This is a genomic window from Streptomyces sp. NPDC049597, from assembly GCF_040675505.1.
In the GTDB taxonomy this organism is placed as follows: domain Bacteria; phylum Actinomycetota; class Actinomycetes; order Streptomycetales; family Streptomycetaceae; genus Streptomyces.
This window is the reverse complement of sequence record NZ_JBFAOY010000017.1, coordinates 59,912-84,277: the sequence shown is the minus strand read 5'-3', so window position 1 is coordinate 84,277 and position 24,366 is coordinate 59,912. Positions and strand designations below refer to the sequence as shown.

Sequence of the window (24,366 nt, the reverse complement as noted above, 5' to 3'; positions counted from 1 at the left end):
CTTCCGTTTACCGTCCCCGTGATCAGCCAGGGAGCCGCATCCCGATGTCCGAGCCGGAACAGATCGACATCCACACCACCGCGGGAAAGATCGCGGATCTCCAGCGCCGTATCGACGAGGCGACGCACGCCGGCTCCGCACGCGCCGTGGAAAAGCAGCATGCGAAGGGCAAGTTGACCGCCCGCGAGCGGATCGATCTGCTGCTGGACGAGGACTCGTTCGTGGAGCTGGACGAGTTCGCGCGCCATCGTTCGACCAACTTCGGCCTGGAGAAGACCCGCCCGTACGGTGACGGCGTCGTCACCGGTTACGGCACGGTCGACGGCCGTCCCGTGGCCGTCTTCTCGCAGGACTTCACCGTCTTCGGCGGCGCCCTCGGCGAGGTCTTCGGCCAGAAGATCATCAAGGTGATGGACTTCGCGCTGAAGACCGGCTGCCCGGTCATCGGCATCAACGACTCGGGCGGCGCGCGCATCCAGGAAGGCGTCAGCGCGCTCGGCATGTACGGCGAGATCTTCCGCCGCAACACCCACGCCTCGGGCGTCATCCCGCAGATCTCGCTGGTCGTGGGCCCGTGCGCGGGCGGCGCCGTCTACTCCCCCGCGATCACCGACTTCACGGTGATGGTGGACCAGACGTCGCACATGTTCATCACCGGCCCCGACGTGATCAAGACCGTCACCGGCGAGGACGTCGGCTTCGAGGAACTCGGCGGCGCGCGCACCCACAACACCACGTCCGGTGTGGCGCACCACATGTCGGGCGACGAGAAGGACGCGATCGAGTACGTCAAGCAGCTGCTGTCGTACCTGCCGTCCAACAACCTCTCCGAGCCCCCGGCGTTCCCGGAGACGTCCGACACGGCGGTCAGCGACGAGGACCGTGAACTGGACACCCTCATCCCGGACTCGGCGAACCAGCCGTACGACATCCGCACCGTGATCGAGCACGTGCTGGACGAGGGCGAGTTCCTGGAGACGCAGGCGCTGTTCGCGCCGAACATCGTCACCGGCTTCGGGCGGGTGGAGGGCTTCCCCGTCGGCATCGTGGCCAACCAGCCGATGCAGTTCGCCGGCTGCCTGGACATCAACGCCTCGGAGAAGGCGGCCCGTTTCGTGCGCACCTGCGACGCTTTCAACGTGCCGGTGCTGACCTTCGTGGACGTGCCGGGCTTCCTGCCGGGCGTGGACCAGGAGTACGGCGGCATCATCCGGCGCGGCGCGAAGCTGATCTACGCGTACGCCGAGGCGACCGTCCCGCTCATCACCGTCATCACGCGCAAGGCGTTCGGCGGCGCGTACGACGTCATGGGCTCCAAGCACCTGGGCGCCGACCTCAACCTGGCGTGGCCCACCTCGCAGATCGCGGTGATGGGCGCGCAGGGCGCGGTGAACATCCTGCACCGCCGCACCATCGCGGCCGTCGAGGGCGAGCAGGAGCAGGAGGCCACCCGGGCCCGGCTGATCCAGGAGTACGAGGACACCCTGCTCAACCCGTACACGGCGGCCGAGCGCGGCTACATCGACGCGGTGATCATGCCGTCGGAGACGCGGGCGCAGATCGTGAAGGGGCTGCGCCAGCTGCGCACCAAGCGGGAGAGCCTGCCGCCGAAGAAGCACGGCAACATCCCCCTCTAGGAGGCCATCGAGATGATCAAGGTCGTACGAGGCAATCCCACCCCGGAGGAGCTCGCCGCCGCACTGGCGGTGGTGCAGGCCCGGGCCGCGGCCACCGCGCAGGCCGCGGCCGGGACGTCGGAGCAGGTGACCGAGGGCTGGTCGGACCCGGCGCGGATCGCGCGCACCCGCAGGCCGCAGCCGGGGCCGCGGTCGTGGGCGCGCAGCTACTGGCCGCTCTGAGGCCCTGAGCGGAAGGGGCCGGGCTCGCGTCGCGGGGGCCCGGTCCCTTCCCCGTTCCGTCCCTGTTCACAGGACCGCCGCCGAAGCCATGGCGTGAGCCGGGGAGGAGGCGCCGGCCACCCCGGACGCGGACCGCGTGCCGCAGGGGCTCCGTCGGTTGAGTACGCGTACTCAGGCGCGAGGCGGCTCCCGGACGCAGGATCGAAGGCATGCTGTGGTCCGACCCGAAGAACGAGCCTCCGAAGGAACTGCGCGACATGCAGGCGATGCTGCGCCGCGCGGGGGTGCTGCTCGCGCTGGCGATGGTGGTGGGCATGTTCGTGGTGGGCCTCCGTTGACATCTCCCCCGGGCGCGGACCCGGCCCGGAGCCGCGCAGACGGGTCGGCGGTGCGGGCCGCCGGCGCTCCCGGCGGAGCGGGAGGACCCCGCGGTGGGGCCCGGCGCGGCGCGCCTACCATGGGCGCATGACCTCCCCCGCCCGCCCGCGTCTCGTGCTCGCGTCCGCCTCCCCCGCGCGGCTCAACCTGCTCAAGCAGGCCGGACTCGATCCGCACGTCATCGTCAGCGGCGTCGACGAGGACGCCCTCACCGCCGCCACCCCCGCCGAGCTCGCGCTCGTGCTCGCCGAGGCCAAGGCCGCCGCCGTCGCGGCGCGGCCCGAGGCGGCCGGCGCGCTGCTCATCGGATGCGACTCCGTGCTGGAGCTGGACGGCCAGGCACTCGGCAAGCCCGCCGACGCCGAGGACGCCCTCGCCCGGTGGAAGGCGATGCGCGGCCGGGCCGGCGTGCTGCGGACCGGGCACTGCCTCATCGACACGGCGACCGGCAGGCAGGCGTCAGCGACCGCCTCCACGACCGTGCGGTTCGGCGAGCCGACGGACGACGAGATCGCCGCCTACGTGGCCAGCGGCGAACCCCTGCACGTCGCGGGCGCGTTCACGCTCGACGGGCTCTCCGCCCCCTTCGTCGAGTCCATCGAGGGCGACCACGGCAACGTCATCGGCCTGTCCCTGCCGCTGCTGCGCAGGCTCCTCGCCGAGCTGGACTTCTCGATCACCGACCTCTGGGTCTGACCGTCACGCGGGCGCGGCCTCGGACGAGACCGCCTCGTGTCCGGGGTCCTCCGTGCCGTACGCGATCAGTGACAGCACCACCAGGCCGAGCACGCCCATCATGTACGCGAACGCCGGCCACCCGACCAGGCCCACCGTGAGCGCGCCCAGCACCCCGTGCAGCACCGCGCAGCCGATCAGCACGATGCGGGCGAAGCGGCCCGGCGAGCGGTCGCGTATGCCCGTCACCAGCAACAGGACGCCGCACAGCGCGAGGAACAGTCCCGAGCCGATGCCCATCCCCCACGTGCCTGCCACCATCACGTCCGGGTCGAGGCCGTCCAGCGACATGCTCTGCGCCTCGACGAACCGGGCCATGATCCCGTTGAGCACGACGATGCCGACGGCCTCCACCCACAGGACGATCGCAGCCACGACGGCCACCGGTCTGCGCACCACGGCGCCCCCAACCCTCAGTTACCGGACGTACGTACGACAGCGCGAGGCTACTGACCGGTAAACGCAGGGACAAGAGGTGTGACACTCTCTGTCACAAGGCAAAGAATCATTGGGCCATTCGTAGGGACTCCACAAAGAAACCCATTCGGCCGCTGGGCCCCTGAACAGAGACCTTGGCCACACCAGAGGGCTACTGTGCGAGGGAGGAACCCGTCGTACCGTGGTGCGACAAGGGATTTCGCGTGTCAGCGAGCCTCGAATCACGCTCCGTGTGGGCAAGCTCACCATTGGGGACGGGTCGAAAGGCCGTGTCGGCAGTCCCTAAACTCAGCTTGTTTCAAGGAGGGAGCCATCGTGCGCAAGGTGCTCATCGCCAACCGTGGCGAAATCGCTGTCCGCGTTGCCCGTGCCTGCCGGGACGCCGGGATCGGATCCGTAGCCGTCTACGCCGATCCGGACCGGGACGCTCTGCACGTCCGCGCAGCCGACGAAGCGTTCGCCCTGGGCGGTGACACCCCGGCCGCCAGTTATCTGGACATGGCCAAGGTGCTCCAGGCCGCCGCCGATTCCGGAGCGGACGCCGTCCACCCGGGCTACGGCTTCCTGTCCGAGAACGCGGAGTTCGCCCAGGCCGTCATCGACGCGGGCCTGACCTGGATCGGCCCGCCGCCGCAGGCCATCCGCGACCTCGGCGACAAGGTCGCCGCCCGCCACATCGCCCAGCGCGCCGGCGCCCCGCTCGTCGCGGGCACGCCCGACCCGGTCTCCGGGGCGGACGAGGTCGTCGCGTTCGCGCAGGAGCACGGTCTGCCGATCGCCATCAAGGCCGCCTTCGGCGGCGGCGGCCGCGGCCTGAAGGTCGCCCGCACCCTCGAAGAGGTGCCGGAGCTCTACGACTCCGCCGTCCGCGAGGCCGTCGCCGCCTTCGGCCGCGGCGAGTGCTTCGTCGAGCGCTACCTCGACAAGCCGCGTCACGTCGAGACCCAGTGCCTGGCCGACAAGCACGGCAACGTCGTGGTCGTCTCCACCCGTGACTGCTCGCTCCAGCGCCGCCACCAGAAGTTGGTCGAGGAGGCCCCGGCCCCCTTCCTGACGGAGGCCCAGAACGCCGAGCTGTACCGCGCGTCGAAGGCCATCCTCAAGGAGGCCGGCTACGTCGGCGCCGGCACCGTCGAGTTCCTGGTCGGCGTCGACGGCACGATCTCCTTCCTGGAGGTCAACACCCGCCTGCAGGTCGAGCACCCGGTCACCGAAGAGGTCACCGGCATCGACCTGGTGCGCGAGATGTTCCGTATCGCCGACGGCGAGAAGCTGGGCTACGACGACCCGGCCGTGCGCGGCCACTCCTTCGAGTTCCGCATCAACGGCGAGGACCCGGGCCGCAACTTCCTGCCCGCGCCCGGCACCGTCACCACCTTCCGCCCGCCGACCGGCCCCGGCGTCCGCCTCGACGCGGGTGTCGAGTCCGGCTCGGTCATCGGCCCGGCGTGGGACTCCCTGCTCGCCAAGCTGATCGTCACCGGCGCCACCCGTGAGCAGGCGCTGCAGCGCGCGGCGCGTGCGCTCGCGGAGTTCGAGGTGGAGGGCATGGCGACCGCCATTCCGTTCCACCGCGCGGTCGTGGCCGACCCGGCGTTCACCGCGGACCCCTTCCGGGTCCACACCCGCTGGATCGAGACCGAGTTCGTCAACGAGATCAAGCCGTTCGCGGTTCCCGCGGAGGCCGAGGAGGACGAGGCCGGCCGCGAGACGATCGTGGTCGAGGTCGGCGGCAAGCGCCTGGAGGTCTCGCTGCCCTCCTCACTGGGCATGACGCTGGCGCGCACCGGCCTCGCGGCCGGCGCGAAGCCGAAGCGCCGCGCGGCGAAGAAGTCCACGTCCGCCGCCTCCGGTGACACCCTCACCTCCCCGATGCAGGGCACGATCGTCAAGGTCGCGGTCGAGGAGGGGCAGCAGGTCACGGAGGGCGATCTCATCGTCGTCCTCGAGGCGATGAAGATGGAGCAGCCGCTGAACGCGCACCGCTCCGGCACGATCAAGGGCCTCGCGGCGGAGGTCGGCGCCTCGCTGACCTCGGGCGCGACGATCTGCGAGATCAAGGACTGACCCAGCACGTCGGCTTGTGGGGCCTGCCCCGTCCGCCCGAGCGGACCGGGCAGGCCCCATGTTCGTGTCCACATCACGACCGGGCGCCGATCCGGCAATGGCATCCTGGAACCGGGGGCGGACTCCGGAAGGACGAGGAGCGATGGCGACGAGTACGGACCGCACGGCGGCGGGCACGGGCATGCCCGCACCGCGGCCCATGCGGGCCGATGCCCGCCGCAACTACGAACGTCTGCTCACCGAGGCGCGCGCCGTCTTCGCCGAGCACGGCACCGACGCGTCACTGGAGGAGATCGCCCGCCGCTCGGGCGTGGGCATCGGCACCCTGTACCGGCACTTCCCCAACCGCCACGCGATGATGAGCGCGGTCTTCCAGGAGGCCCTGGCGGACCTGCTGGAGCGCTCCCGGGAACTGGCCGGCGCCGAGCAGCCCTGCGCGGCGCTCGTGGAGTGGCTGCGCGCCCTCATCACCCATGCGGGTGAGTACCGGGGGCTGGCCCGCGCGCTCATGTCGGCGTCCGCCGACAAGGGTTCGGCGCTGGCGTCGTGCAGTGTCCCCCTGCGCGCGGCGGGCGAACGGCTGCTGGCGCGGGCGCAGGAGAGCGGCGCGGTGCGGACGGACGTCTCGATCGGCGATCTGATGCAGCTGACGAACGCGATCGCACTGGCGGCCGAAGAGAGCCCCGGCGACGCCCGCTTGGCCGACCGGCTGCTGACGCTGACGCTGCGCGGCCTGAAGGCGGACCGGCCCGCTGACCGGCCGGGCGGCGCGCCGACAGGCTCCTGAGCGCCCGGCCCGCGTCCCGGCCTCGCCGCACGAACCGGTAGTCCGCCGGCGTGTGGCCCGCCGGACGGAACTCGGGACCCCGGGCCTGGGCCGCATCCCGGGAGTCGGTCGCGGCGCACGGCACCGCGCTGGGGGCGACGCCGTGCGGTGAGCTCAGCGGCGGCGGAGGTCCGCGACCCGCGGCGCCCGGTCCTGCAGCTGCTCGGGGGTCAAGGAGCCGTTGCCGCTGCGCAGTTGGGCGCGGGTACGGCGCTGGCCGGGGAGGGGGACCTCGTGGCGGGCAGGGCCCGCCACCGCTGCCGCGCCCGCCACGGCGATCTGCACGCCCTGGTCCGCCAGCGCCTGCAGCTCCGTCGCGGCCCGGTCGTCGTGGGGCGGGGGCTCGTCCGTCACCAGGCGGGTGATCACGTCCGTCGGCACCGTCTGGAACATCGTGTCGGTGCCGAGTTTGGTGTGGTCCGCCAGCACGACGACCTCCGCGGCCGCCTGCACCAGCGCCCGGTCCACGCTCGCCGAGAGCATGTTGGAGGTGGACAGGCCCCGCTCGGCCGTGAGCCCGCTCCCGGAGAGGAAGGCCCGCGAGACCCTCAGCCCCTGGAGCGACTGCTCGGCCCCGCTGCCCACCAGGGCGTAGTTGGAGCCGCGCAGCGTGCCGCCGGTCATGACGACCTCGACCCGGTTGGCGTGCGCCAGTGCCTGTGCCACCAGCAGGGAGTTGGTGACCACGGTCAGGCCCGGGACGCGGGCGAGCCGGCGGGCCAGCTCCTGCGTCGTCGTCCCGGCCCCGACGACAATGGCCTCGCCCTCTTCGACGAGTCCGGCGGCGAGGTCCGCGATGGCCGTCTTCTCGGCGGTCGCGGACAGGGATTTCTGCGGGAAGCCGGACTCGCGGGTGAAGCCGCCCGGCAGTACCGCACCGCCGTGCCGGCGGTCGAGGAGTCCTTCTGCCTCCAGTGCCCGCACGTCCCGCCGTACGGTCACTTCGGAGGTCTGGACGACGCGGGCGAGCTCCCGGAGCGACACGGCTCCGTTGGCGCGCACCATTTCGAGGATCAACTGACGACGTTCTGCAGCGAACACGAAACTGACAGTAACCCCACCGCCCGTCAGTTTTCAGCTCTATGCGCCGGATAGCAGAAAATGCGCATTTGAGAGGCCGCCAAGTGGTATATGCGGCCTCTCAGTTGATCGCTCACCGCGTGGAGTGCCCGCACTTCACCCGGTTTCGCCCCTCAGGGGGCTCCGTCAGCTCTCGGCGGTGGCCTTCCGGGTGTGCAGCTGGCGTGCGACCTCCGCGATCGAGCCCGACAGAGACGGGTACACGGTGAACGCGTTTGCGATCTGCTCCACCGTCAGGTTGTTGTCGACGGCGATCGAGATGGGGTGGATCAGTTCCGAGGCGCGGGGGGAGACGACCACACCGCCGACCACGATGCCGGTGCCCGGACGGCAGAAGATCTTGACGAAGCCGTCCCTGATGCCCTGCATCTTGGCCCGCGGGTTGCGCAGCAGCGGCAGCTTGACGACGCGGGCGTCGATCTTGCCCGCGTCGATGTCCGCCTGCGTGTAGCCGACGGTGGCGATCTCGGGGTCGGTGAACACGTTCGACGAGACGGTCTTGAGGTTCAGCGGGGCGACCGCGTCGCCGAGGAAGTGGTACATGGCGATACGGCCCTGCATCGCCGCGACCGAGGCGAGCGCGAAGACGCCGGTGACGTCCCCGGCCGCGTAGACACCGGGAGCGGAGGTGCGCGAGACCTTGTCGGTCCAGATGTGGCCCGACTCCTTCAGCCGCACACCGGCCTCCTCCAGGCCCATGCCCGCCGTGTTCGGGATGGCGCCGACGGCCATCAGGCAGTGCGTGCCGGAGATGACCCTGCCGTCGGAGAGCGTGACCTCGACGCGGTCGCCGACCCGCTTGGCGGACTCGGCACGGGAGCGGGCCATCACGTTCATGCCCCGGCGGCGGAAGACCTCCTCCAGGACCGCGGCGGCGTCCGGGTCCTCGCCCGGCAGGACGCGGTCGCGGGAGGAGACGAGGGTGACGCGCGAGCCGAGCGCCTGGTAGGCGCCGGCGAACTCGGCGCCCGTGACACCGGAGCCGACCACGATGAGCTCCTCGGGGAGCTCGTTCAGGTCGTAGACCTGCGTCCAGTTCAGGATGCGCTCGCCGTCGGGCAGCGCGTCGGGGATCTCGCGCGGGTGACCGCCGGTCGCGATCAGGACGGCGTCAGCGGTGAGCGTCTCCTCGCTGCCGTCGGCGGCGCGCACGACCACCTTGCGGGACCCGTCCATCGCCTGCTGCCCGTCGAGGCGGCCGCGGCCGCGCATGACACGGGCGCCGGCACGGGTGACGGAGGCGGTGATGTCGTGCGACTGGGCGAGCGCGAGGCGCTTGACACGCCGGTTGACCTTGCCGAGGTCGACGCCGACGACGCGGGCGGCCTGCTCGATGTGCGGGGTGTCGTCGGCCACGATGATGCCGAGCTCCTCGTAGGAGGAGTCGAAGGTCGTCATGACCTCGGCGGTGGCGATCAGGGTCTTCGAGGGCACGCAGTCGGTCAGCACCGACGCCCCGCCCAGACCGTCGCAGTCGACGACGGTCACCTCCGCACCGAGCTGGGCGGCGACGAGCGCCGCCTCATAGCCGCCGGGTCCGCCACCGATGATCACGATCCGGGTCACGAAAAAGTCCGCCTCGCATTGTCGAGCCCGGCCCGCCTGCCCGCTCTGCCGGGGGTCCGGGGGTGCCCCCGGGGGAATGCAGTACGTACTTCATTGTCCCGCACCGCGTGCCGGTTCTCGCCCCGGGGCCGGGATACGCCCGCGACCACGGCACTTGCCGCTCACTCGGGGACCTCCGGCCGTCGCGAGGGCCCGGACGCGTCGGCCGTCTCTCCCTGCGCTCCCGTACCCTCGATCCCATGTCGCTCTACGCCGCGTACGCCGGCAACCTCGACGCGCGGCTGATGACCCGCCGCGCACCGCACTCGCCGCTGCGCGGCACCGGCTGGCTGAACGGCTGGCGGCTGACCTTCGGCGGCGAGCAGATGGGCTGGGAGGGAGCGCTGGCCACGATCGTGGAGGCGCCGCGCTCCCAGGTCTTCGTCGCGCTGTACGACATCGCGCCGATGGACGAGGACTCGATGGACCGCTGGGAGGGTGTCGGCCTCGACATCTACCGGCGCATGCGGGTGCGGGTGCACACGCTGGACGGCGAGGAGCCGGCCTGGGTGTACGTGCTGAACGCGTACGAGGGCGGTCTGCCGTCCGCCCGCTACCTCGGCGAGATCGCCGACGCGGCCGAGTCCGCGGGCGCGCCCCACGACTACGTCATGGAGCTGCGCAAGCGCCCCTGCTGACGCGGCGCCCGCGGGTTCAGGGCGGTCGCCGAGGGCACACATCCGTGTCCGGCACGTGACGCCGCGCCTCTTCGTCGGAAACGACAAGGCAACGATCCGAAGACCGTGTGCTGCGTCATCTACGCGCGTAGGGATTGTCGGGTTACCCTCATCGGCGTGAACGCATCTGTGAATCCGGACCTCGTCGGCGCTCTCGCCGACCCCCATGCCGCGGCCGACGCCGCCGCCGCGCGGCTGCGCGAGCTGACCGGCACCGAGACCCATGACGTCGCACTGGTGATGGGCTCCGGCTGGGCCCCCGCGGTCGACGCGCTCGGCGCGCCCGAGGCCGAGTTCCCCGTCACCGAACTGCCCGGCTTTCCCCCGCCGGCGGTCGAGGGTCACGGCGGCAAGATCCGCTCCTACCGCATCGGCGACAAGCGCGCGCTGGTCTTCCTGGGCCGTACGCACTTCTACGAGGGCCGCGGCGTCGCCGCCGTCTCGCACGGCGTGCGCACCGCCGTCGCCGCCGGCTGCAAGACCGTCGTGCTGACCAACGGCTGCGGCGGTCTGCGCGAGGGCATGCGCCCCGGCCAGCCGGTGCTGATCAGCGACCACATCAACCTGACGGCCACCTCGCCGATCATCGGGGCGAACTTCGTGGACCTGACGGACCTGTACTCGCCGCGGCTGCGGGCGCTGTGCAAGGAGGTGGACGAGACGCTGGAGGAGGGCGTGTACGTCCAGTTCCCCGGCCCGCACTACGAGACGCCGGCCGAGATCAACATGGTGCGCGTGCTGGGCGGCGACCTGGTCGGCATGTCCACGGTCCTCGAGGCGATCGCTGCACGCGAGGCGGGCGCGGAGGTGCTCGGCATCTCCCTGGTCACGAACCTGGCCGCCGGCCTGACGGGCGAGCCGCTGAACCACGAGGAGGTCCTGCAGGCGGGACGCGACTCGGCGGCGCGGATGGGTGAGCTGCTGACGCGGGTGCTCGCCCGCCTGTGACCCGTCCGGCTTCCCGGGGCGCTGCATCGGACCGGTGGCCTCCGCGCCAGGCGGGCGCTCCGCACCGCCTGACGGGCACCGGACCCGGGCTCGCGGGTCCCGGGTCTCCCGCGCCGGACCCGGGTGCCGTACGCCCTCACGGGCGCGGACCCCGGGGCTGACCCCCAGGACCGTGTGCTGCGCGTCCTGGAGGACGCGGGCCCCGGTTCGCCCGGGCCACGCGGGCTTCTGGGGCTTTGCGTCCTCACGGGCGCGAACTCGGGGGGCGTGCCCGGCCCTGGGCGTCCGTCGCTGACAGGGGCCGGTCAGGGCCGGCACCACCGGCCTGCGGCGGTGCGCCCGGTGGACGACTCCGGAGTTCCACCCCCGAGGCTTCCGGACCCCGGGCCCGCGCTTCGCCCTCGGACTCCCGGCCTGGCGGCCGGGGGGCAGGCCGGGAGGCGGGACAGTACCCCCGGACGGGCTGGGACTGCGCCCCGCCGGATGCCGACAAGGGCGCCGCACAGCCGGCTCCCCCGGGCCCTCCCGGCACCTGCCGAACCCGGGGCCGGCACACCCAGCCCCCGCCGGCGTTCGAGGCGCGGGTCCGGGGCGGAGCCCCGACAAGGGTGGAGCACCCACGGCCCCGCCCGCGACCGAGGCGCCCCGACAGGCAGCGCCGCAGGGGCGGAAAAGCACCGCGCGCCGGGGCACGGCGCGCACACTCGACGTACGCACACACGAGAGGCGGACCTACCGTGCAGCAGGACCTCATCGCGCGGGCCCGGGCGTGGCTCGCGGAGGACCCGGACAGCGAGACCCGGGACGAGCTCGGCAAGCTCATCGAGGCGGGTGACCTGGCCGAGTTGGGCGACCGGTTCGGCGGGACGCTGCAGTTCGGGACCGCCGGACTGCGCGGGGAGCTGGGCGCCGGACCGATGCGGATGAACCGCGTCGTCGTCATCCGGGCGGCCGCCGGGCTCGCCGCGTACCTCAAAGCCAAGGGGCAGGGCGACGGACTCGTCGTCATCGGCTACGACGCCCGCTACAAGTCGGCCGACTTCGCGCGCGACACCGCCGCCGTCATGGTCGCCGCCGGCCTGCGCGCCGCGGTGCTGCCGCGGCCGCTGCCCACTCCCGTACTCGCCTTCGCCATAAGGAAGCTGGGCGCCGTCGCGGGCGTCGAGGTCACGGCGAGCCACAACCCGCCCCGCGACAACGGCTACAAGGTCTACCTCGGCGACGGCTCCCAGATCGTGCCCCCCGCCGACGCGGAGATCGCCGCCGAGATCGGCGCGATCGCCGGCATCGACGACGTGCCGCGTGCCGAGGAGGGCTGGGAGGCCCTGGGCGACGAGGTCCTGGAGGCGTACCTGGAGCGTACGGACGCCGTCCTGACGGACGGCTCGCCGCGTACCGCCCGCATCGTCTACACGGCCCTGCACGGTGTCGGCAAGGACGTCGTGCTCAGCGCCTTCGCGCGGGCCGGCTTCCCCGCACCCGCGCTGGTGGAGGCGCAGGCGGAGCCCGACCCCGCGTTCCCGACCGTCGCGTTCCCCAACCCGGAGGAACCGGGGGCGATGGACCTCGCGTTCGAGAGCGCCCGCCGCGTCCGGCCGGACGTCGTCATCGCCAACGACCCGGACGCGGACCGCTGCGCGGTCGCCGTCCCGGACGACTCCGCCGAGGCTGGGTGGCGCATGCTGCGCGGCGACGAGGTCGGCGCGCTGCTCGCCGAGCACCTCGTCCACAAGGGCGCCACCGGCGTCTTCGCCGAGTCGATCGTGTCCTCGTCCCTGCTGGGCCGCATCGCCCGGGCGGCGGGCCTCGGGCACGAGGAGACGCTGACGGGCTTCAAGTGGATCGCGCGGGTCGAGGGGCTGCGCTACGGCTACGAGGAGGCGCTCGGCTACTGCGTCGACCCCGGCGGCGTGCGCGACAAGGACGGCATCACCGCCGCGCTGCTCGTCGCCGAGCTGGTCTCGGAGCTCAAGGAGCAGGGCCGTACGCTCTCCGACCTGCTCGACGACCTGGCCGTCGAGCACGGCCTGCACGCCACCGACCAGCTCTCGGTGCGGGTCGAGGACCTCGGGGTGATCGCCGACGCCATGCGCGCGCTGCGCGAGCGGCCGCCGGTGATGCTCGCGGGACTGCGGGTCACGAGCGCCGAGGACCTGACGCGGGGCTCCGAGAAGCTGCCGCCGACGGACGGGCTGCGCTACTACCTGGACGGGGAGTTCACCGCCCGCGTGATCGTCCGGCCGAGCGGCACCGAGCCCAAGCTCAAGTGCTACCTGGAGGTCGTGGTGCCGGTCGCCGACGCGAGCGAGCTGGCCACGGCACGCGAGCGGGCGGCCGGTGTGCTCGCGGACGTCAAGCGGGACCTCTCGGCCGCGGCCGGCATCTGAGGACCGCCCGCCGGCCGCAGCGACCGCGCTTCGGGCCTCGGAGCCGGTGGCCTGCGAACGCAGGGCACCGGCGCCTGCCCGTCAGGTCAGGTCAGGCCAGGCCGAGCACCAGGGCGAGCAGCACCGCGCCCGCCACCACGGGCGCGAGCAGCTCGTACGCCCAGCGCACCTGGGGCCCGCCCTGTGCGGACGAGCGCGGTCCCAGGCGCTCCGCCATCTCGCGCAGGTCCGCGATCGTCTGGTCCGCCGGCGCCATCCGCGCCGCGGAGTCGGAGACGTCCGCGTGCACGGACGTCGTGCCGTGCGGGTCGTCCGTCGCGCGCTGCATCTGCCGCCGGGCCGCCCGCTTGCGCTGGCGCAGCGAGACGGGGACGGCCCACAGCTGGTACTTCACGCCCTCCGTGGTGAACACTTCGCTGGAGTACCCGGCCCGTACGTCGGCGACCGCGCTCCAGGGCAGCGTGATCGTGCGGAACGGGTTCCTGATCCGCAGCCGCTCCTCGTTCACGAAGACGGCGGGGCGGACGCTGAAGGCGACGATCAGCGGCACCGCGATCAGCGCGGCCGCGAGCGCCAGCCACGGCGTGCGGCCCTCGCCGCGCACCAGGGCGTCCCCGACCATCCAGGCGAGCAGCGCGAGCAGCAGCCCGCCGCCCGCGATCCCGGCGGGCGACCGGAAGACCCGGTCGGCGTAGGAGGGCTCGGCAGGCTGCTGGGGGCTCGTCATGGGTCCGATTCTGCCGTACGCCCAGGGCCGTCGGCCCGGGCCCATCCCCGCGTTCGGGCCGATGTGCGACCGACCCGTGACCTGTCGGAGCGCCGTACCCCCTGTACAGGTCGCTACGCGCGTAGATATGCTCATCTGGTGACCATGCCCACCAATGCACCAGCATTCGCTGACGTGACCGCGTCCGACAGCACGCTGCGCCGCTTCCTGCACGGGCTGCCCGGCGTCGACGCCGTCGGCCTCGAAGCGCGCGCCGCGTCCCTCGGTACCCGCTCGATCAAGACCACGGCGAAGGCGTACGCCATCGACCTGGCCATCTCGATGATCGACCTGACGACGCTCGAAGGCGCGGACACCCCGGGCAAGGTCCGGGCGCTCGCCGCGAAGGCCGTCAATCCCGACCCGACCGACCGCACGACGCCGCACACCGCGGCGGTCTGCGTCTACCCCGACATGGTGGCGACCGCCAAGGCCGCCCTCGCGGGCTCCGACGTCAAGGTCGCCTCCGTCGCGACCGCCTTCCCGGCCGGCCGGGCCGCGCTCGACGTGAAGCTCGCGGACGTCCAAGACGCCGTGGCGGCCGGGGCCGACGAGATCGACATGGTGATCGACCGCGGCGCCTTCCTCGCGGGCGACTACATGAAGGTCTTCGAGGAGATCCGGGCCGTCAAGGAGGCCTCCGGCAACGCCCGGCTCAAGGTCATCTTCGAGACCGGCGAGCTCTCCACGTACGACAACATCCGCCGCGCCTCCTGGCTCGGCATGATCGCCGGCGCCGACTTCATCAAGACCTCGACCGGCAAGGTCGCGGTCAACGCCACCCCGGCGAACACCCTGCTGATGCTGGAGGCCGTCCGCGACTTCCGGGAGCAGACTGGGGTACAGGTGGGCGTGAAGCCCGCCGGCGGCATCCGCACCAGCAAGGACGCGATCAAGTTCCTCGTGCTGGTGAACGAGACCGCGGGCGAGGACTGGCTGGACAACCACTGGTTCCGCTTCGGCGCCTCGAGCCTGCTCAACGACCTGCTGATGCAGCGCCAGAAGCTGGCGACCGGCCGCTACTCCGGCCCCGACTACGTGACGGTGGACTGATCATCATGGCTTCCGCATTCGATTACGCACCCGCACCCGAGTCGCGGTCGGTCGTCGACATCGCGCCGTCGTACGGCCTGTTCATCGACGGCGAGTTCACCGACGCCGCGGACGGCAGGGTCTTCAAGACCGTCTCGCCCGCCAGCGAGGAGGTCCTCTCCGAGGTCGCCCAGGCCGGCGCCGAGGACGTCGACCGCGCGGTGAAGGCCGCCCGCAAGGCGTTCGAGAAGTGGTCGGCGCTGCCCGGCCCGGAGCGCGCCAAGTACCTGTTCCGTATCGCGCGGATCATCCAGGAGCGCAGCCGCGAGCTGGCCGTCCTGGAGACGCTGGACAACGGCAAGCCGATCAAGGAGACCCGCGACGCGGACCTCCCGCTGGTCGCGGCGCACTTCTTCTACTACGCGGGCTGGGCCGACAAGCTCGGCCACGCCGGCTTCGGTCCGGACCCGAAGCCGCTGGGCGTCGCTGGCCAGGTCATCCCGTGGAACTTCCCGCTGCTGATGCTCGCGTGGAAGATCGCCCCGGCGCTCGCCACCGGCAACACGGTCGTCCTGAAGCCCGCCGAGACGACCCCGCTGTCCGCCCTGTTCTTCGCGGACATCTGCCGCCAGGCGGGCCTGCCGAAGGGCGTCGTCAACATCCTCCCGGGTTACGGGGACACCGGTGCGGCGCTCGTGGAGCACCCGGGCGTCGACAAGGTGGCCTTCACCGGCTCGACCGCGGTCGGCAAGGCCATCGCCCGCCAGGTCGCCGGCACGCGCAAGAAGGTCACCCTGGAACTGGGCGGCAAGGGCGCCAACATCGTCTTCGACGACGCCCCGATCGACCAGGCCGTCGAGGGCATCGTCAACGGCATCTTCTTCAACCAGGGCCAGGTCTGCTGCGCGGGCTCGCGCCTGCTGGTCCAGGAGTCGGTCCAGGAGGAGCTGCTGGCGTCGCTCAAGCGCCGCCTGTCCACGCTGCGCCTCGGCGACCCGCTCGACAAGAACACCGACATCGGAGCGATCAACTCCGAGGAGCAGCTGTCCCGGATCACCACGCTCGTGGAGCGGGGCGAGGCGGAGGGCGCCGAGCGCTGGTCGCCCGCCTGCGAGCTGCCGACGTCCGGCTACTGGTTCGCGCCGACGCTCTTCACGAACGTCACGCAGGCGCACACCATCGCCCGCGACGAGATCTTCGGCCCGGTGCTGTCCGTCCTGACGTTCCGTACCCCGGACGAGGCGGTCGCCAAGGCGAACAACAGCCAGTACGGCCTGTCCGCCGGCATCTGGACGGAGAAGGGCTCCCGCATCCTCGCGGTGGCGAACAAGCTCCGCGCGGGTGTCGTGTGGGCCAACACGTTCAACAAGTTCGACCCGACCTCGCCGTTCGGCGGCTACAAGGAGTCGGGCTTCGGCCGCGAGGGCGGCCGTCACGGTCTGGAGGCCTACCTCGATGTCTGACCGACTCACCGTACTGAAGACCTACAAGCTGTACGTCGGCGGGAAGTTCCCGCGTTCCGAGAGCGGCCGGGTGTACGAGGTGACCGACTCGCAGGGCAAGTGGCTGGCCAACGCGCCGCTCTCCTCCCGCAAGGACGCCCGTGACGCGGTCGTCGCCGCGCGCAGGGCGTTCGGCGGCTGGTCGGGCGCCACTGCCTACAACCGCGGCCAGATCCTCTACCGCGTCGCCGAGATGCTGGAGGGCCGCAGGGGCCAGTTCGTGCGCGAGGTGGCGGACGCGGAGGGTCTGTCCAAGTCGAAGGCGGCCGCGGTCGTCGAGGCCGCGATCGACCGCTGGGTCTGGTACGCGGGCTGGACGGACAAGATCGCGCAGGTCGTGGGCGGGGCGAACCCGGTCGCGGGTCCGTTCTTCAACCTCTCCACTCCCGAGCCGACGGGCGTCGTGGCGGTCCTCGCGCCGCAGGAGTCCTCGCTCCTGGGCCTGGTCTCCGTGGTCGCGCCGGTGATCGCGACCGGCAACACGGCGGTCGTGGTCGCCTCCGAGAAGTCGCCGCTGCCGGCGCTGTCGCTGGGAGAGGTGCTGGCCACGTCCGACCTGCCGGGCGGTGTGGTCAACGTGCTGTCGGGGCGGACGGCGGAGATCGCGGCCCCGCTCGCCGCGCACCAGGACGTCAACGGCATCGACCTCACCGGCGCCGACGAGATCCTGGCGAAGGAACTGGAGGTCGCGGCGGCGGACAACCTCAAGCGAGTCCTGCGTCCACAGGCTGTGGACAACGACTGGCCGGCCGATCCCGGCACCCACCGCCTGACGGCGTTCCTGGAGACCAAGACGGTCTGGCACCCCACCGGTTCGCTCGGCGCATCGGGTTCGTCCTACTGAGCCTGCCGCGCGAAGCCCCCACGGCCGAGGCCGTGGGGGCTTGCCCGTCGGTGCGAACCCGGCGCTTAAGGCAGCACGCCGTTCGCCAGCGGGCCGGCCACCGGCAGGTCCTCGAGCGCCTGGCCGCGGGTGAGGTTGTCCGTCACCACCGCGGTGCTCACCGGCTTGAAGTCCGCGACCTGGGTGGCCACGGTGTTGTCGAGGGGGTCGACGCCGGTGTTCGCCAGCGGGTTCAGCGGGAGGCTCCTGAGCTCGCCGAGCCCGTCCACGGACCGGGTGACGACGCCCGTGAGGGTCGCCAGCGGCGCGGCGCCCACCCGGGCGTCGGGTCCGACGACCGACTGGGCGCCGACCGTCTCGGGTACCGTCGCAGCCTGCGCGGCCGCCGAGCCCGCTCCGAGGGCCGCGCCCGCCGCGGCGACGGTCAGTCCGGCGCGCGCGAGCGTGCGGCGCCGTTGGGGGGAAGCTGCATGACGAGCCATGTTTTTCCTGCCTGTTCGAGTGATCGTGGGCGCACGGACAGTGGTTGAGGTGTGAGACGGGCAACCAGCCCGCCTCCGGGGGGTCCTCCGGGCGGCTGCATGCGTCACACTTGTCTCCCGTGAATTCCCAACCCATCCCGACCCGCGTGGTGCTGCTCGCGGGCCCCTCAGGTTCCGGCAAGTCGTCGCTGGCTGCCCGCACGGGACTTCCGGTCCTGCGTCTGGACGACTTCTACAAAGAGGGCAACGACCCGACGCTGCCCCGGGTGACGGGCAGTGCCGACATCGACTGGGACTCACCGGCCTCGTGGGACGCCGACGCGGCCGTCGCCGCCATCGTGGAACTGTGCGCCACCGGGCGCGCGGACGTCCCCGTGTACGACATCGCGTCGAGCAGCTGCGTGGGCCGCGAGACGCTGGACATCGCCCGCACCCCGCTGTTCGTCGCCGAGGGCATCTTCGCGGCCGACCTCGTCCGCCGCTGCCAGGAACTCGGCGTACTGGCCGACGCACTGTGCCTGCGGGGCCGCCCCTCCACGACGTTCCGCCGCCGCCTCGCGCGCGATCTCCGGGAGGGCCGCAAGTCGGTCCCGTTCCTGCTGCGCCGCGGCTGGCGCCTGATGCGCGCGGAGCGCGATGTCGTCGCGCGCCAGACCGGTCTCGGCGCCCACCCGTGCGGCAAGGCCGAGGCCCTGGGGCGCCTGGCGGACGCGGCGGCCGGCCGCTGCCGTACGCCCGCCGTACGCCAGCCCGCCTGACGCGGCCGGCTCCCGGCCGGCGGCCGCGGACATGGGAGCGGGGCCGGACAGACCCCCCGATCTGTCCGGCCCCGCTCCCATGTCCCCCGTGGATCCCCGTGTCCCCCGTGTCCCCCGCGTACCCGTGGATCCCCTACCGCCGTCTCCCCCGAAACAGCGGCCCCCGTTTCCCCCGTTGTCCCCCGTGTCCCCGTGCCTTCAGGCCACCAGCTCGCCGAAGGACTCCTCCTCGTCACGGCCGAAGCTGAGGACCTCGTCCTCGCGCAGCCGGCGGAGCGACCGCCAGATGCTCGACTTCACCGTGCCGACACTGATGTCCAGGATCTCCGCGATCTCCGGGTCGGTGCGGCCCTCGTAGTAGCGCAGGACCAGCATGGTGCGCTGGAGTTCGGGGAGCCTGGCGAGCGCCTGCCACAGGACCGCGCGCAGCTCCGTGCCCCGCATCGCGTCGGTGTCGCCCGCCGTCTCCGGCAGCTCCTCCGTCGGGTACTCGTTGAGCTTGCGCCGGCGCCAGGCGCTGATGTGCAGATTGGTCATGGTCCGCCGCAGATAGCCGCCGACCGCCGCCTTGTCGCTGATCCGGTCCCAGGCCCGGTACGTCGAGAACAGCGCGCTCTGCAGGAGGTCCTCGGCCTCGTACCGGTCGCCGGTCAGGTGGTAGGCGGTCGCGTACAGAGAGGCGCGGCGTTCCTGGACGTAGGCGGTGAACGCCGCTTCGGCGTCAGCCGCCCTCGCCTGGTCCGTCCGCTCCCCCGTGGCCTCTCCGTACGCCTCTCCCCCGTCGGGCACGGCCACCATGTAGGTCGCCTTGTGCTGACGCCCGGCGCCGCGAACGCACCCCCGCCCTCCCCCGTGCTCCGGGCTCCGCCCGAGCAGGGAGGTACCGGCCACGCCGGACTTCTCAGCGCTCCGCGCGACGTCGTGGAGACGCGTGACAACTGCGCTTGAGGTGGTGCTGTGCAGTGCGTTCATCTCGCGCCCCCCGTCGAGTGGAGTCTGCTTCGTTCCGTGTGACAAGAAGCTTGCCCGGCCACTTTCATGGCGGTGTCCGCCGACTGTCACAGGCGCGTCACAGAGGCCGGGGACAACGGTGATGCACCAGGGAGTCGAACGAGGACGACCGCATGGGCCAGAATGGGCCCGTGCCTTTCCTGTTGCTGATCGAGGACGACGACGCCATCCGCACGGCGCTCGAACTCTCCCTGTCCCGTCAGGGCCACCGTGTGGCCACCGCGGCGACGGGAGAGGACGGCCTGAAACTGCTGCGCGAGCAGCGGCCGGACCTGATCGTGCTGGACGTGATGCTGCCCGGCATCGACGGGTTCGAGGTGTGCCGCCGCATCCGGCGCACGGACCAGCTGCCGATCATCCTGCTGACCGCGCGCAGCGACGACATCGACGTGGTCGTGGGGCTGGAGTCCGGTGCCGACGACTATGTGGTCAAGCCGGTTCAGGGGCGGGTGCTGGACGCCCGTATCCGTGCCGTGCTGCGCCGCGGCGAGCGGGAGTCCACCGACTCGGCGACGTTCGGCTCCCTGGTGATCGACCGCTCCGCGATGACGGTCACCAAGAACGGCGGCGACCTGCAACTCACGCCGACCGAGCTGCGACTGCTGCTGGAGCTGAGCCGCCGGCCCGGGCAGGCCCTCTCGCGCCAGCAGTTGCTGCGCCTGGTGTGGGAGCACGACTACCTCGGCGACTCGCGCCTGGTGGACGCCTGCGTGCAGCGGCTGCGGGCGAAGGTCGAGGACGTGCCGTCCTCTCCGACCCTGATCCGTACGGTGCGTGGCGTCGGCTACCGGCTGGACGCTCCCCAGTGATCCACAGGCTTGGCGCGGGCGCGCCGGACGGGACCGTTCGGTGAGCGGTGGTACGAACAGCGGTGCGGCGGACGGCACGAACGGCGGCGCGGGCGGGGCGGGCGTGCGGCGCGGTCCGCTCGCCGGGCTGCGCCTGACGAGCCTGCGCGTGCGGCTCGTGGTCGTCTTCGCGCTGGTCGCGCTGACCGCGGCCGTGTCCGCTTCCGGCATCGCGTACTGGCTCAACCGCGAGGCGGTGCTGACCCGCACCCAGGACGCGGCGCTCGGCGACTTCCGGCAGGAGATGCAGAACAGGGCGGCGGCGCTGCCGCTGCGGCCCACGCAGGGCGAACTGCAGAAGGCCGCCGAGCAGATGGCGGGCGGCGACTACAGCGTGGTGCTGATCGGCGAGCGCGCCGAGGGCAAGCCGATCACCGGAGCGTCCGACCGCGACGCGTTCACGATGGAGGACGTGCCGCAGTCGCTGCAGGACGCGGTGAACGACCGGCAGGACGTCGACGCCGGCAACTCCGAGCCGTACCACCTCTACTGGCAGCGCACCGAGCGCCGCGGCGAGCCGTATCTCGTCGGCGGCACACGGATCACGGGCGGCGGGCCGACCGGCTACCTGTTCAAGTCGCTCGACCAGGAGCGCCAGGACCTGAACTCCCTGGCCTGGTCGCTGGGCATCGCCACCCTGCTGGCCCTGATCGGCTCGGCGCTGCTCGCGCAGGCCGCCGCCACGACCGTGCTCAAGCCGGTGCACCGGCTCGGCGAGGCGGCGCGAAGGCTCGGCGAGGGCAAGCTCGACACCCGGCTGCGGGTCTCGGGCACCGACGAACTCGCGGAACTCGCCCGGACGTTCAACAAGACGGCCGCCTCGCTGGAGAAGAAGGTCGCGGACATGAGCGCGCGGGAGGAGTCGAGCCGGCGCTTCGTCGCCGACATGTCCCACGAACTGCGCACCCCCCTGACCGCGCTGACCGCCGTCACCGAGGTGCTGGAGGACGAGGCCGACAGCCTCGACCCGATGATCGCCCCGGCCGTGAACCTCGTGGTGAGCGAGACGCGGCGGCTGTACGACCTCGTGGAGAACCTGATGGAGGTCACCCGCTTCGACGCGGGTACCGCAAGGCTCGTGCTGGACACCGTGGACGTGGCCGACCAGGTCACCGCGTGCATCGACGCCCGTGCCTGGCTGGACGCGGTCGAACTGGACGCCGAGCGCGGGATCATGGCGCGGCTGGACCCGCGCCGGCTCGACGTGATCCTGGCCAACCTGATCGGCAACGCCCTCAAGCACGGCGGGTCCCCGGTGCGGGTGTCGGTGCGCCCGGGCGGTGACGAACTGCTCATCGAGGTGCGCGACCACGGTCCCGGCATCCCCGAGGACGTCCTGCCGCACGTCTTCGACCGGTTCTACAAAGCCAGCGCGTCGCGACCGCGCTCCGACGGAAGCGGTCTGGGCCTCTCGATCGCCATGGAGAACGCCCACATCCACGGCGGCACCATCACCGCGGCCAACTCCCCCGACGGCGACGGCGCGGTCTTCGTGCTGCGCCTGCCGCGCGACGCGTCCGCGCTCGTGGACTGCGAGGCGGCCGGGTCGGACGACGCGGACAGCGGTACAGGCGGCGGGAACCGCGACGGGCGGACCGAGGGGGACGCACAGTGATATTCCCCAGGAGACGGGCGGGCCGCGGACCGGTGGCCGTGCTCGCCGTGCTCGCGGGCGCCCTCGTGCTCGCGGGCTGTGGCATCAGGCCCACCCAGGTGCCCGTGGACGCCGGGCCGGCGCCCTCACGGGTGCCGTGCCAGGTGTCGGCGGTGGACATCGCCCCGCAGGCGGGACGTGCCGGGGTCCCGGTCCGGGTGTACCTGGTGTGCGCCTCGCAGCTGATGTCGGTCGACCGCACGGCCGAAACGACGGAGGAGAAGGCTCCGGCCGACCGGGTCGCGACCGCGCAGGCGCTGCTCGACGAGCTCCAGCGGGAGCCGCTGTCGTCGGAGCACGAGGCGGGCTTCTCGACCTACGTACGCGGCCCGCTGCTGCTGAACGCCGGGCGGCGCGACGACCCCACGGGTACCTTGCGCCTGAGCCGCCAGCCCGAGGACCTGCCGCCGGCCGCGCTGGCGCAGATCGTCTGCACGCTGCTGGAGAACGGGGCGGCGACGGACGGCTCGGTGCTGCTGGGCGGCCCCGGCGAGTACGCCCCGCGCGCGTACACCTGCCCGAACGCGACCAAGGAGCGTCCCGACTCCGCGGTCCCGACGACGGACACGCCCCGCCTGGCCGACTGACCCCCGCGCGCCGGTCCCGGCCGCGTCGGGGCGCGGAGCGTCGAGGGTCGTGCGGAACCGTTTCCGGGTGAGGCTGCGTCTTGGGGGGCGTGCAGCGTCAAGGTTCGGGCGGCAGCGCCGCCATCCGCTTCCGCGCAGCGGGGCTCGTGCTCCTCCTCCTTCATCTGGTTCTCGTCGCCTGGCTGACACTGCGCCCGCGCGACGTGCTGTGGGTGACCGCGGCGAACCTGCATCCCTTCGCAGGCATCGAGGCCGCGCTGGCGACGGGACCGCGGGAAGCGGCCCGGCACATCGGCGGTGGCCTGCTCCTTCTCGCACCGCTCGGCGTGCTGCTGCCTCTGGCCGGCGGGCGGCTGGCCGTCTCCCCGTGGGCCTCGCTGGCCCGTACGGTCGCCGCCGGCGTGCTCCTGTCGCTCGGCATCGAACTGCTCCAGACGGGCGTGCCGGGCCAGGTCGTCGACATCGACTCGATCCTGCTCAACACCTGCGGCGTCGCGCTCGCGCATCTCGCCGTCGTCCCGGCGGGCCGGGCGCGGCTGCGGCGCAGACTGCTGCACCCCGGCCGGGGGTCCGCGCGCCGTGACGGCGGCCGCGGGCAGGAACCCCGGGCCATGCTCAGGGACGAGGGTCCTCAGGGTGCGACCCCGACGATTCCCAGGGTCGGGATCGCCCCGTAGAGCGACGTTTCGCCCCCCTTCGCGGCGCGACCATGGACGCATCGGGAGCACGACGAGAGGCTCCCCGGACGGTTCTCGCGAAGGAGCCCATCATGGCCGCACTTGTCCGCCCCCGTAACGGCCGCATGCTCGGCGGAGTGTGCGCGGCGCTGGCCCGGCGCTTCGGCACGTCCGCGACGACGATGCGTGTGATCTTCGTGGTCTCGTGCCTGCTGCCCGGACCGCAGTTCCTGCTCTACCTGGCGCTGTGGCTGCTGCTGCCGTCGGAGAAGACGGCCGCCGCCTGGTGACCCGCGGTCGGGTGCGTGGCCGCACCGGCTACGGCCCCGACCGCCGGTGGCGCCGTCCGCCGGTGATCTCCTCCACCCGTGGCACCGTCCACCCGTGGCACCGTCCACCCGTGGCACCGTCCACCGGTGGCCCCATCCGCCGGTGGCCCCATCCGCCGTGGCTCCGTCCGCCGGTCCGGACCGGCCGGCCACGGGCCGTCGGCCCACGGCGGGCCCCCGCCGAACGCGACGCGGCGACGGGTCCCGGATCGCGACGGCCCTGCCCGCGGGGCACCAGCTACGCAGGCGGACCGCGAGCTCGCGGGCGGGGCCGGAACGAGAAGCGCCGCTCCCGCACCCCTCAGCGGCCGCCCGGCGACCGGTGAACGCCGTGGGGCGCACACCCCGGCTCGGGTGTGCGCCCCACACGCGTACGGCCGTCGCGGCGCATCGGCCGGTTCGTCAGCCCGCGAGTCCGCCGGGCAGCAGGCCGCCACCCAGCTCGCCCGTCCTGAGGCCGCCGATCAGGCCGCTGACCGGCGCGGTCGCGTCGTCGGCCGACAGCACCCTGCCGGCCGTCTTCTGGAGGGTGCCGGGCAGCATCGGGGCGGACTTCGCCAAGGCCGCCCGGCCGGCGGCGAGGGACTGCGGGGCGCCCGGGAGCTTGGTGGCGACCTCCTGGACCGGTGTGACCTGGGAGACGGCGCCCAGCGCGCCGGTGGTGTCGGGCAGCGCGGGCGCGGCGGAGGCGGTGCCCGCACCGGCAGCGGCGAAGGCGGCGCCGAGGGCGGCGACGCCGAGGGTCTTTGCGGAATTCTTCATCTCGGACGATTCCTTGGGGACGGAAATATGAGCGGCTCCGCAAGCTAGTCAGCTTGGCACAGGCGCCGCAAACACCGCGAAGCGGCCGGATATTGACGCTTCCGGCCGCTTCGG

Annotated in this window: 25 protein-coding genes; 18 read left to right on the top strand and 7 right to left on the bottom strand. The window is 72.5% G+C overall.

The genetic code is table 11. From position 1 onward, the window contains the following. Nucleotides 1-44: 44 nt before the first annotated feature. The 4 genes from AB0K02_RS20465 to AB0K02_RS20450 all read left to right on the top strand — a co-directional run bounded on the left by AB0K02_RS20465 (nucleotide 45) and on the right by AB0K02_RS20450 (nucleotide 2,933). Entirely contained in the window at nucleotides 45-1,637 is a 1,593-nt protein-coding gene (locus AB0K02_RS20465; RefSeq protein ID WP_365993873.1) for an acyl-CoA carboxylase subunit beta, read from the top strand. A gap of 12 nt (nucleotides 1,638-1,649) precedes the next feature. After that, nucleotides 1,650-1,859 carry an acyl-CoA carboxylase epsilon subunit gene (locus AB0K02_RS20460; RefSeq protein ID WP_365993872.1) on the top strand — a complete coding sequence of 70 codons (210 nt, stop codon included), beginning with the start codon at nucleotides 1,650-1,652 and terminating at the stop codon, nucleotides 1,857-1,859. Nucleotides 1,860-2,068: 209 nt separating this feature from the next. Beyond that, nucleotides 2,069-2,197, top strand: coding sequence for a hypothetical protein (locus tag AB0K02_RS20455; RefSeq protein ID WP_365993871.1), 129 nt, complete (start codon nucleotides 2,069-2,071; stop codon nucleotides 2,195-2,197). Between the two features lie 127 nt (nucleotides 2,198-2,324). Further along, nucleotides 2,325-2,933 carry a nucleoside triphosphate pyrophosphatase gene (locus tag AB0K02_RS20450; RefSeq protein WP_365993870.1) on the top strand — a complete coding sequence of 203 codons (609 nt, stop codon included), beginning with the start codon at nucleotides 2,325-2,327 and terminating at the stop codon, nucleotides 2,931-2,933. Between the two features lie 3 nt (nucleotides 2,934-2,936). Here the strand turns inward: AB0K02_RS20450 and AB0K02_RS20445 are convergent, their stop codons facing one another. Then, nucleotides 2,937-3,371 carry a hypothetical protein gene (locus AB0K02_RS20445; RefSeq protein WP_365993869.1) on the bottom strand — a complete coding sequence of 145 codons (435 nt, stop codon included), beginning with the start codon at nucleotides 3,369-3,371 and terminating at the stop codon, nucleotides 2,937-2,939. Nucleotides 3,372-3,725: 354 nt separating this feature from the next. Here AB0K02_RS20445 and AB0K02_RS20440 point away from each other — a divergent pair, with 354 nt between their 5' ends. Both AB0K02_RS20440 and AB0K02_RS20435 read left to right on the top strand, forming a co-directional pair. Next, complete coding sequence (locus AB0K02_RS20440; protein WP_365993868.1) at nucleotides 3,726-5,477, top strand: biotin carboxylase N-terminal domain-containing protein; 1,752 nt, start codon at nucleotides 3,726-3,728, stop codon at nucleotides 5,475-5,477. A gap of 142 nt (nucleotides 5,478-5,619) precedes the next feature. Beyond that, the gene (locus AB0K02_RS20435) at nucleotides 5,620-6,264 is read left to right on the top strand and encodes a helix-turn-helix domain-containing protein (protein ID WP_365993867.1); all 645 of its coding nucleotides are present in this window, start codon (nucleotides 5,620-5,622) and stop codon (nucleotides 6,262-6,264) included. A 153-nt stretch (nucleotides 6,265-6,417) separates the two neighbouring features. Here the strand turns inward: AB0K02_RS20435 and AB0K02_RS20430 are convergent, their stop codons facing one another. Both AB0K02_RS20430 and AB0K02_RS20425 read right to left on the bottom strand, forming a co-directional pair. Then, entirely contained in the window at nucleotides 6,418-7,344 is a 927-nt protein-coding gene (locus AB0K02_RS20430) for a DeoR/GlpR family DNA-binding transcription regulator (RefSeq protein WP_365993866.1), read from the bottom strand. A gap of 165 nt (nucleotides 7,345-7,509) precedes the next feature. Further along, nucleotides 7,510-8,949 carry an NAD(P)H-quinone dehydrogenase gene (locus AB0K02_RS20425; RefSeq protein WP_365993865.1) on the bottom strand — a complete coding sequence of 480 codons (1,440 nt, stop codon included), beginning with the start codon at nucleotides 8,947-8,949 and terminating at the stop codon, nucleotides 7,510-7,512. Between the two features lie 239 nt (nucleotides 8,950-9,188). Here AB0K02_RS20425 and AB0K02_RS20420 point away from each other — a divergent pair, with 239 nt between their 5' ends. The 3 genes from AB0K02_RS20420 (at nucleotide 9,189) to AB0K02_RS20410 (ending at nucleotide 13,000) form a co-directional block, all read left to right on the top strand. Next, nucleotides 9,189-9,626 (top strand): gamma-glutamylcyclotransferase, encoded by a 438-nt coding sequence (locus AB0K02_RS20420; protein ID WP_356885787.1) that lies wholly within the window; start codon nucleotides 9,189-9,191, stop codon nucleotides 9,624-9,626. A 156-nt stretch (nucleotides 9,627-9,782) separates the two neighbouring features. Then, nucleotides 9,783-10,613 (top strand): purine-nucleoside phosphorylase, encoded by an 831-nt coding sequence (locus AB0K02_RS20415; RefSeq protein WP_365993864.1) that lies wholly within the window; start codon nucleotides 9,783-9,785, stop codon nucleotides 10,611-10,613. A 737-nt stretch (nucleotides 10,614-11,350) separates the two neighbouring features. After that, nucleotides 11,351-13,000: a phospho-sugar mutase gene (locus AB0K02_RS20410; RefSeq protein ID WP_365993863.1), complete on the top strand. Its 1,650-nt coding sequence runs from the start codon at nucleotides 11,351-11,353 to the stop codon at nucleotides 12,998-13,000. Between the two features lie 91 nt (nucleotides 13,001-13,091). Here the strand turns inward: AB0K02_RS20410 and AB0K02_RS20405 are convergent, their stop codons facing one another. After that, nucleotides 13,092-13,727: a PH domain-containing protein gene (locus tag AB0K02_RS20405; protein ID WP_365993862.1), complete on the bottom strand. Its 636-nt coding sequence runs from the start codon at nucleotides 13,725-13,727 to the stop codon at nucleotides 13,092-13,094. 138 nt (nucleotides 13,728-13,865) lie between these two features. On the opposite strand from AB0K02_RS20405, the gene deoC reads away from it, so the two are divergent. From deoC to AB0K02_RS20390, 3 genes are read left to right on the top strand one after another with little or no spacing between them, the layout of a single operon-like run. Continuing rightward, entirely contained in the window at nucleotides 13,866-14,819 is a 954-nt protein-coding gene (gene deoC, locus AB0K02_RS20400) for a deoxyribose-phosphate aldolase (protein ID WP_365993861.1), read from the top strand. Between the two features lie 5 nt (nucleotides 14,820-14,824). Continuing rightward, on the top strand, nucleotides 14,825-16,261 hold the full coding sequence (locus AB0K02_RS20395; protein WP_365993860.1) for an aldehyde dehydrogenase family protein: 1,437 nt from the start codon (nucleotides 14,825-14,827) through the stop codon (nucleotides 16,259-16,261). Then, the gene (locus AB0K02_RS20390) at nucleotides 16,254-17,144 is read left to right on the top strand and encodes an aldehyde dehydrogenase family protein (protein ID WP_365993859.1); all 891 of its coding nucleotides are present in this window, start codon (nucleotides 16,254-16,256) and stop codon (nucleotides 17,142-17,144) included. The genes AB0K02_RS20395 and AB0K02_RS20390 overlap by 8 nt, the downstream gene beginning before the upstream one ends. A 65-nt stretch (nucleotides 17,145-17,209) precedes the next feature. On the opposite strand, the gene AB0K02_RS20385 is transcribed toward AB0K02_RS20390, so the two are convergent. Then, nucleotides 17,210-17,626, bottom strand: a complete 417-nt coding sequence (locus tag AB0K02_RS20385; protein ID WP_365993858.1) for a hypothetical protein — start codon at nucleotides 17,624-17,626, stop codon at nucleotides 17,210-17,212. Between the two features lie 119 nt (nucleotides 17,627-17,745). Between AB0K02_RS20385 and AB0K02_RS20380 the strand changes: the two genes are divergently transcribed. Beyond that, the gene (locus AB0K02_RS20380) at nucleotides 17,746-18,384 is read left to right on the top strand and encodes a uridine kinase (protein WP_365993857.1); all 639 of its coding nucleotides are present in this window, start codon (nucleotides 17,746-17,748) and stop codon (nucleotides 18,382-18,384) included. 198 nt (nucleotides 18,385-18,582) lie between these two features. On the opposite strand, the gene AB0K02_RS20375 is transcribed toward AB0K02_RS20380, so the two are convergent. After that, nucleotides 18,583-19,356 (bottom strand): SigE family RNA polymerase sigma factor, encoded by a 774-nt coding sequence (locus AB0K02_RS20375; protein ID WP_365993856.1) that lies wholly within the window; start codon nucleotides 19,354-19,356, stop codon nucleotides 18,583-18,585. Nucleotides 19,357-19,526: 170 nt separating this feature from the next. Between AB0K02_RS20375 and afsQ1 the strand changes: the two genes are divergently transcribed. The 5 genes from afsQ1 to AB0K02_RS20350 all read left to right on the top strand — a co-directional run bounded on the left by afsQ1 (nucleotide 19,527) and on the right by AB0K02_RS20350 (nucleotide 23,451). Next, a complete protein-coding gene (gene afsQ1, locus AB0K02_RS20370) occupies nucleotides 19,527-20,204 on the top strand; it encodes a two-component system response regulator AfsQ1 (RefSeq protein ID WP_365993855.1) in 678 nt (225 codons plus the stop codon). Between the two features lie 103 nt (nucleotides 20,205-20,307). Then, the gene (locus tag AB0K02_RS20365) at nucleotides 20,308-21,858 is read left to right on the top strand and encodes a HAMP domain-containing sensor histidine kinase (RefSeq protein ID WP_365993933.1); all 1,551 of its coding nucleotides are present in this window, start codon (nucleotides 20,308-20,310) and stop codon (nucleotides 21,856-21,858) included. Next, on the top strand, nucleotides 21,855-22,484 hold the full coding sequence (locus tag AB0K02_RS20360; protein WP_365993854.1) for a hypothetical protein: 630 nt from the start codon (nucleotides 21,855-21,857) through the stop codon (nucleotides 22,482-22,484). Before AB0K02_RS20365 ends, AB0K02_RS20360 begins: the two co-directional genes overlap by 4 nt. Nucleotides 22,485-22,573: 89 nt before the next feature. Continuing rightward, the gene (locus tag AB0K02_RS20355; protein WP_365993853.1) at nucleotides 22,574-23,161 is read left to right on the top strand and encodes a VanZ family protein; all 588 of its coding nucleotides are present in this window, start codon (nucleotides 22,574-22,576) and stop codon (nucleotides 23,159-23,161) included. Nucleotides 23,162-23,253: 92 nt separating this feature from the next. Further along, the gene (locus AB0K02_RS20350) at nucleotides 23,254-23,451 is read left to right on the top strand and encodes a PspC domain-containing protein (protein WP_365993852.1); all 198 of its coding nucleotides are present in this window, start codon (nucleotides 23,254-23,256) and stop codon (nucleotides 23,449-23,451) included. A 441-nt stretch (nucleotides 23,452-23,892) separates the two neighbouring features. Here AB0K02_RS20350 and AB0K02_RS20345 read toward each other — a convergent pair whose 3' ends face one another. Then, a complete protein-coding gene (locus AB0K02_RS20345) occupies nucleotides 23,893-24,252 on the bottom strand; it encodes an ATP-binding protein (RefSeq protein ID WP_365993851.1) in 360 nt (119 codons plus the stop codon). Nucleotides 24,253-24,366: the final 114 nt, after the last annotated feature.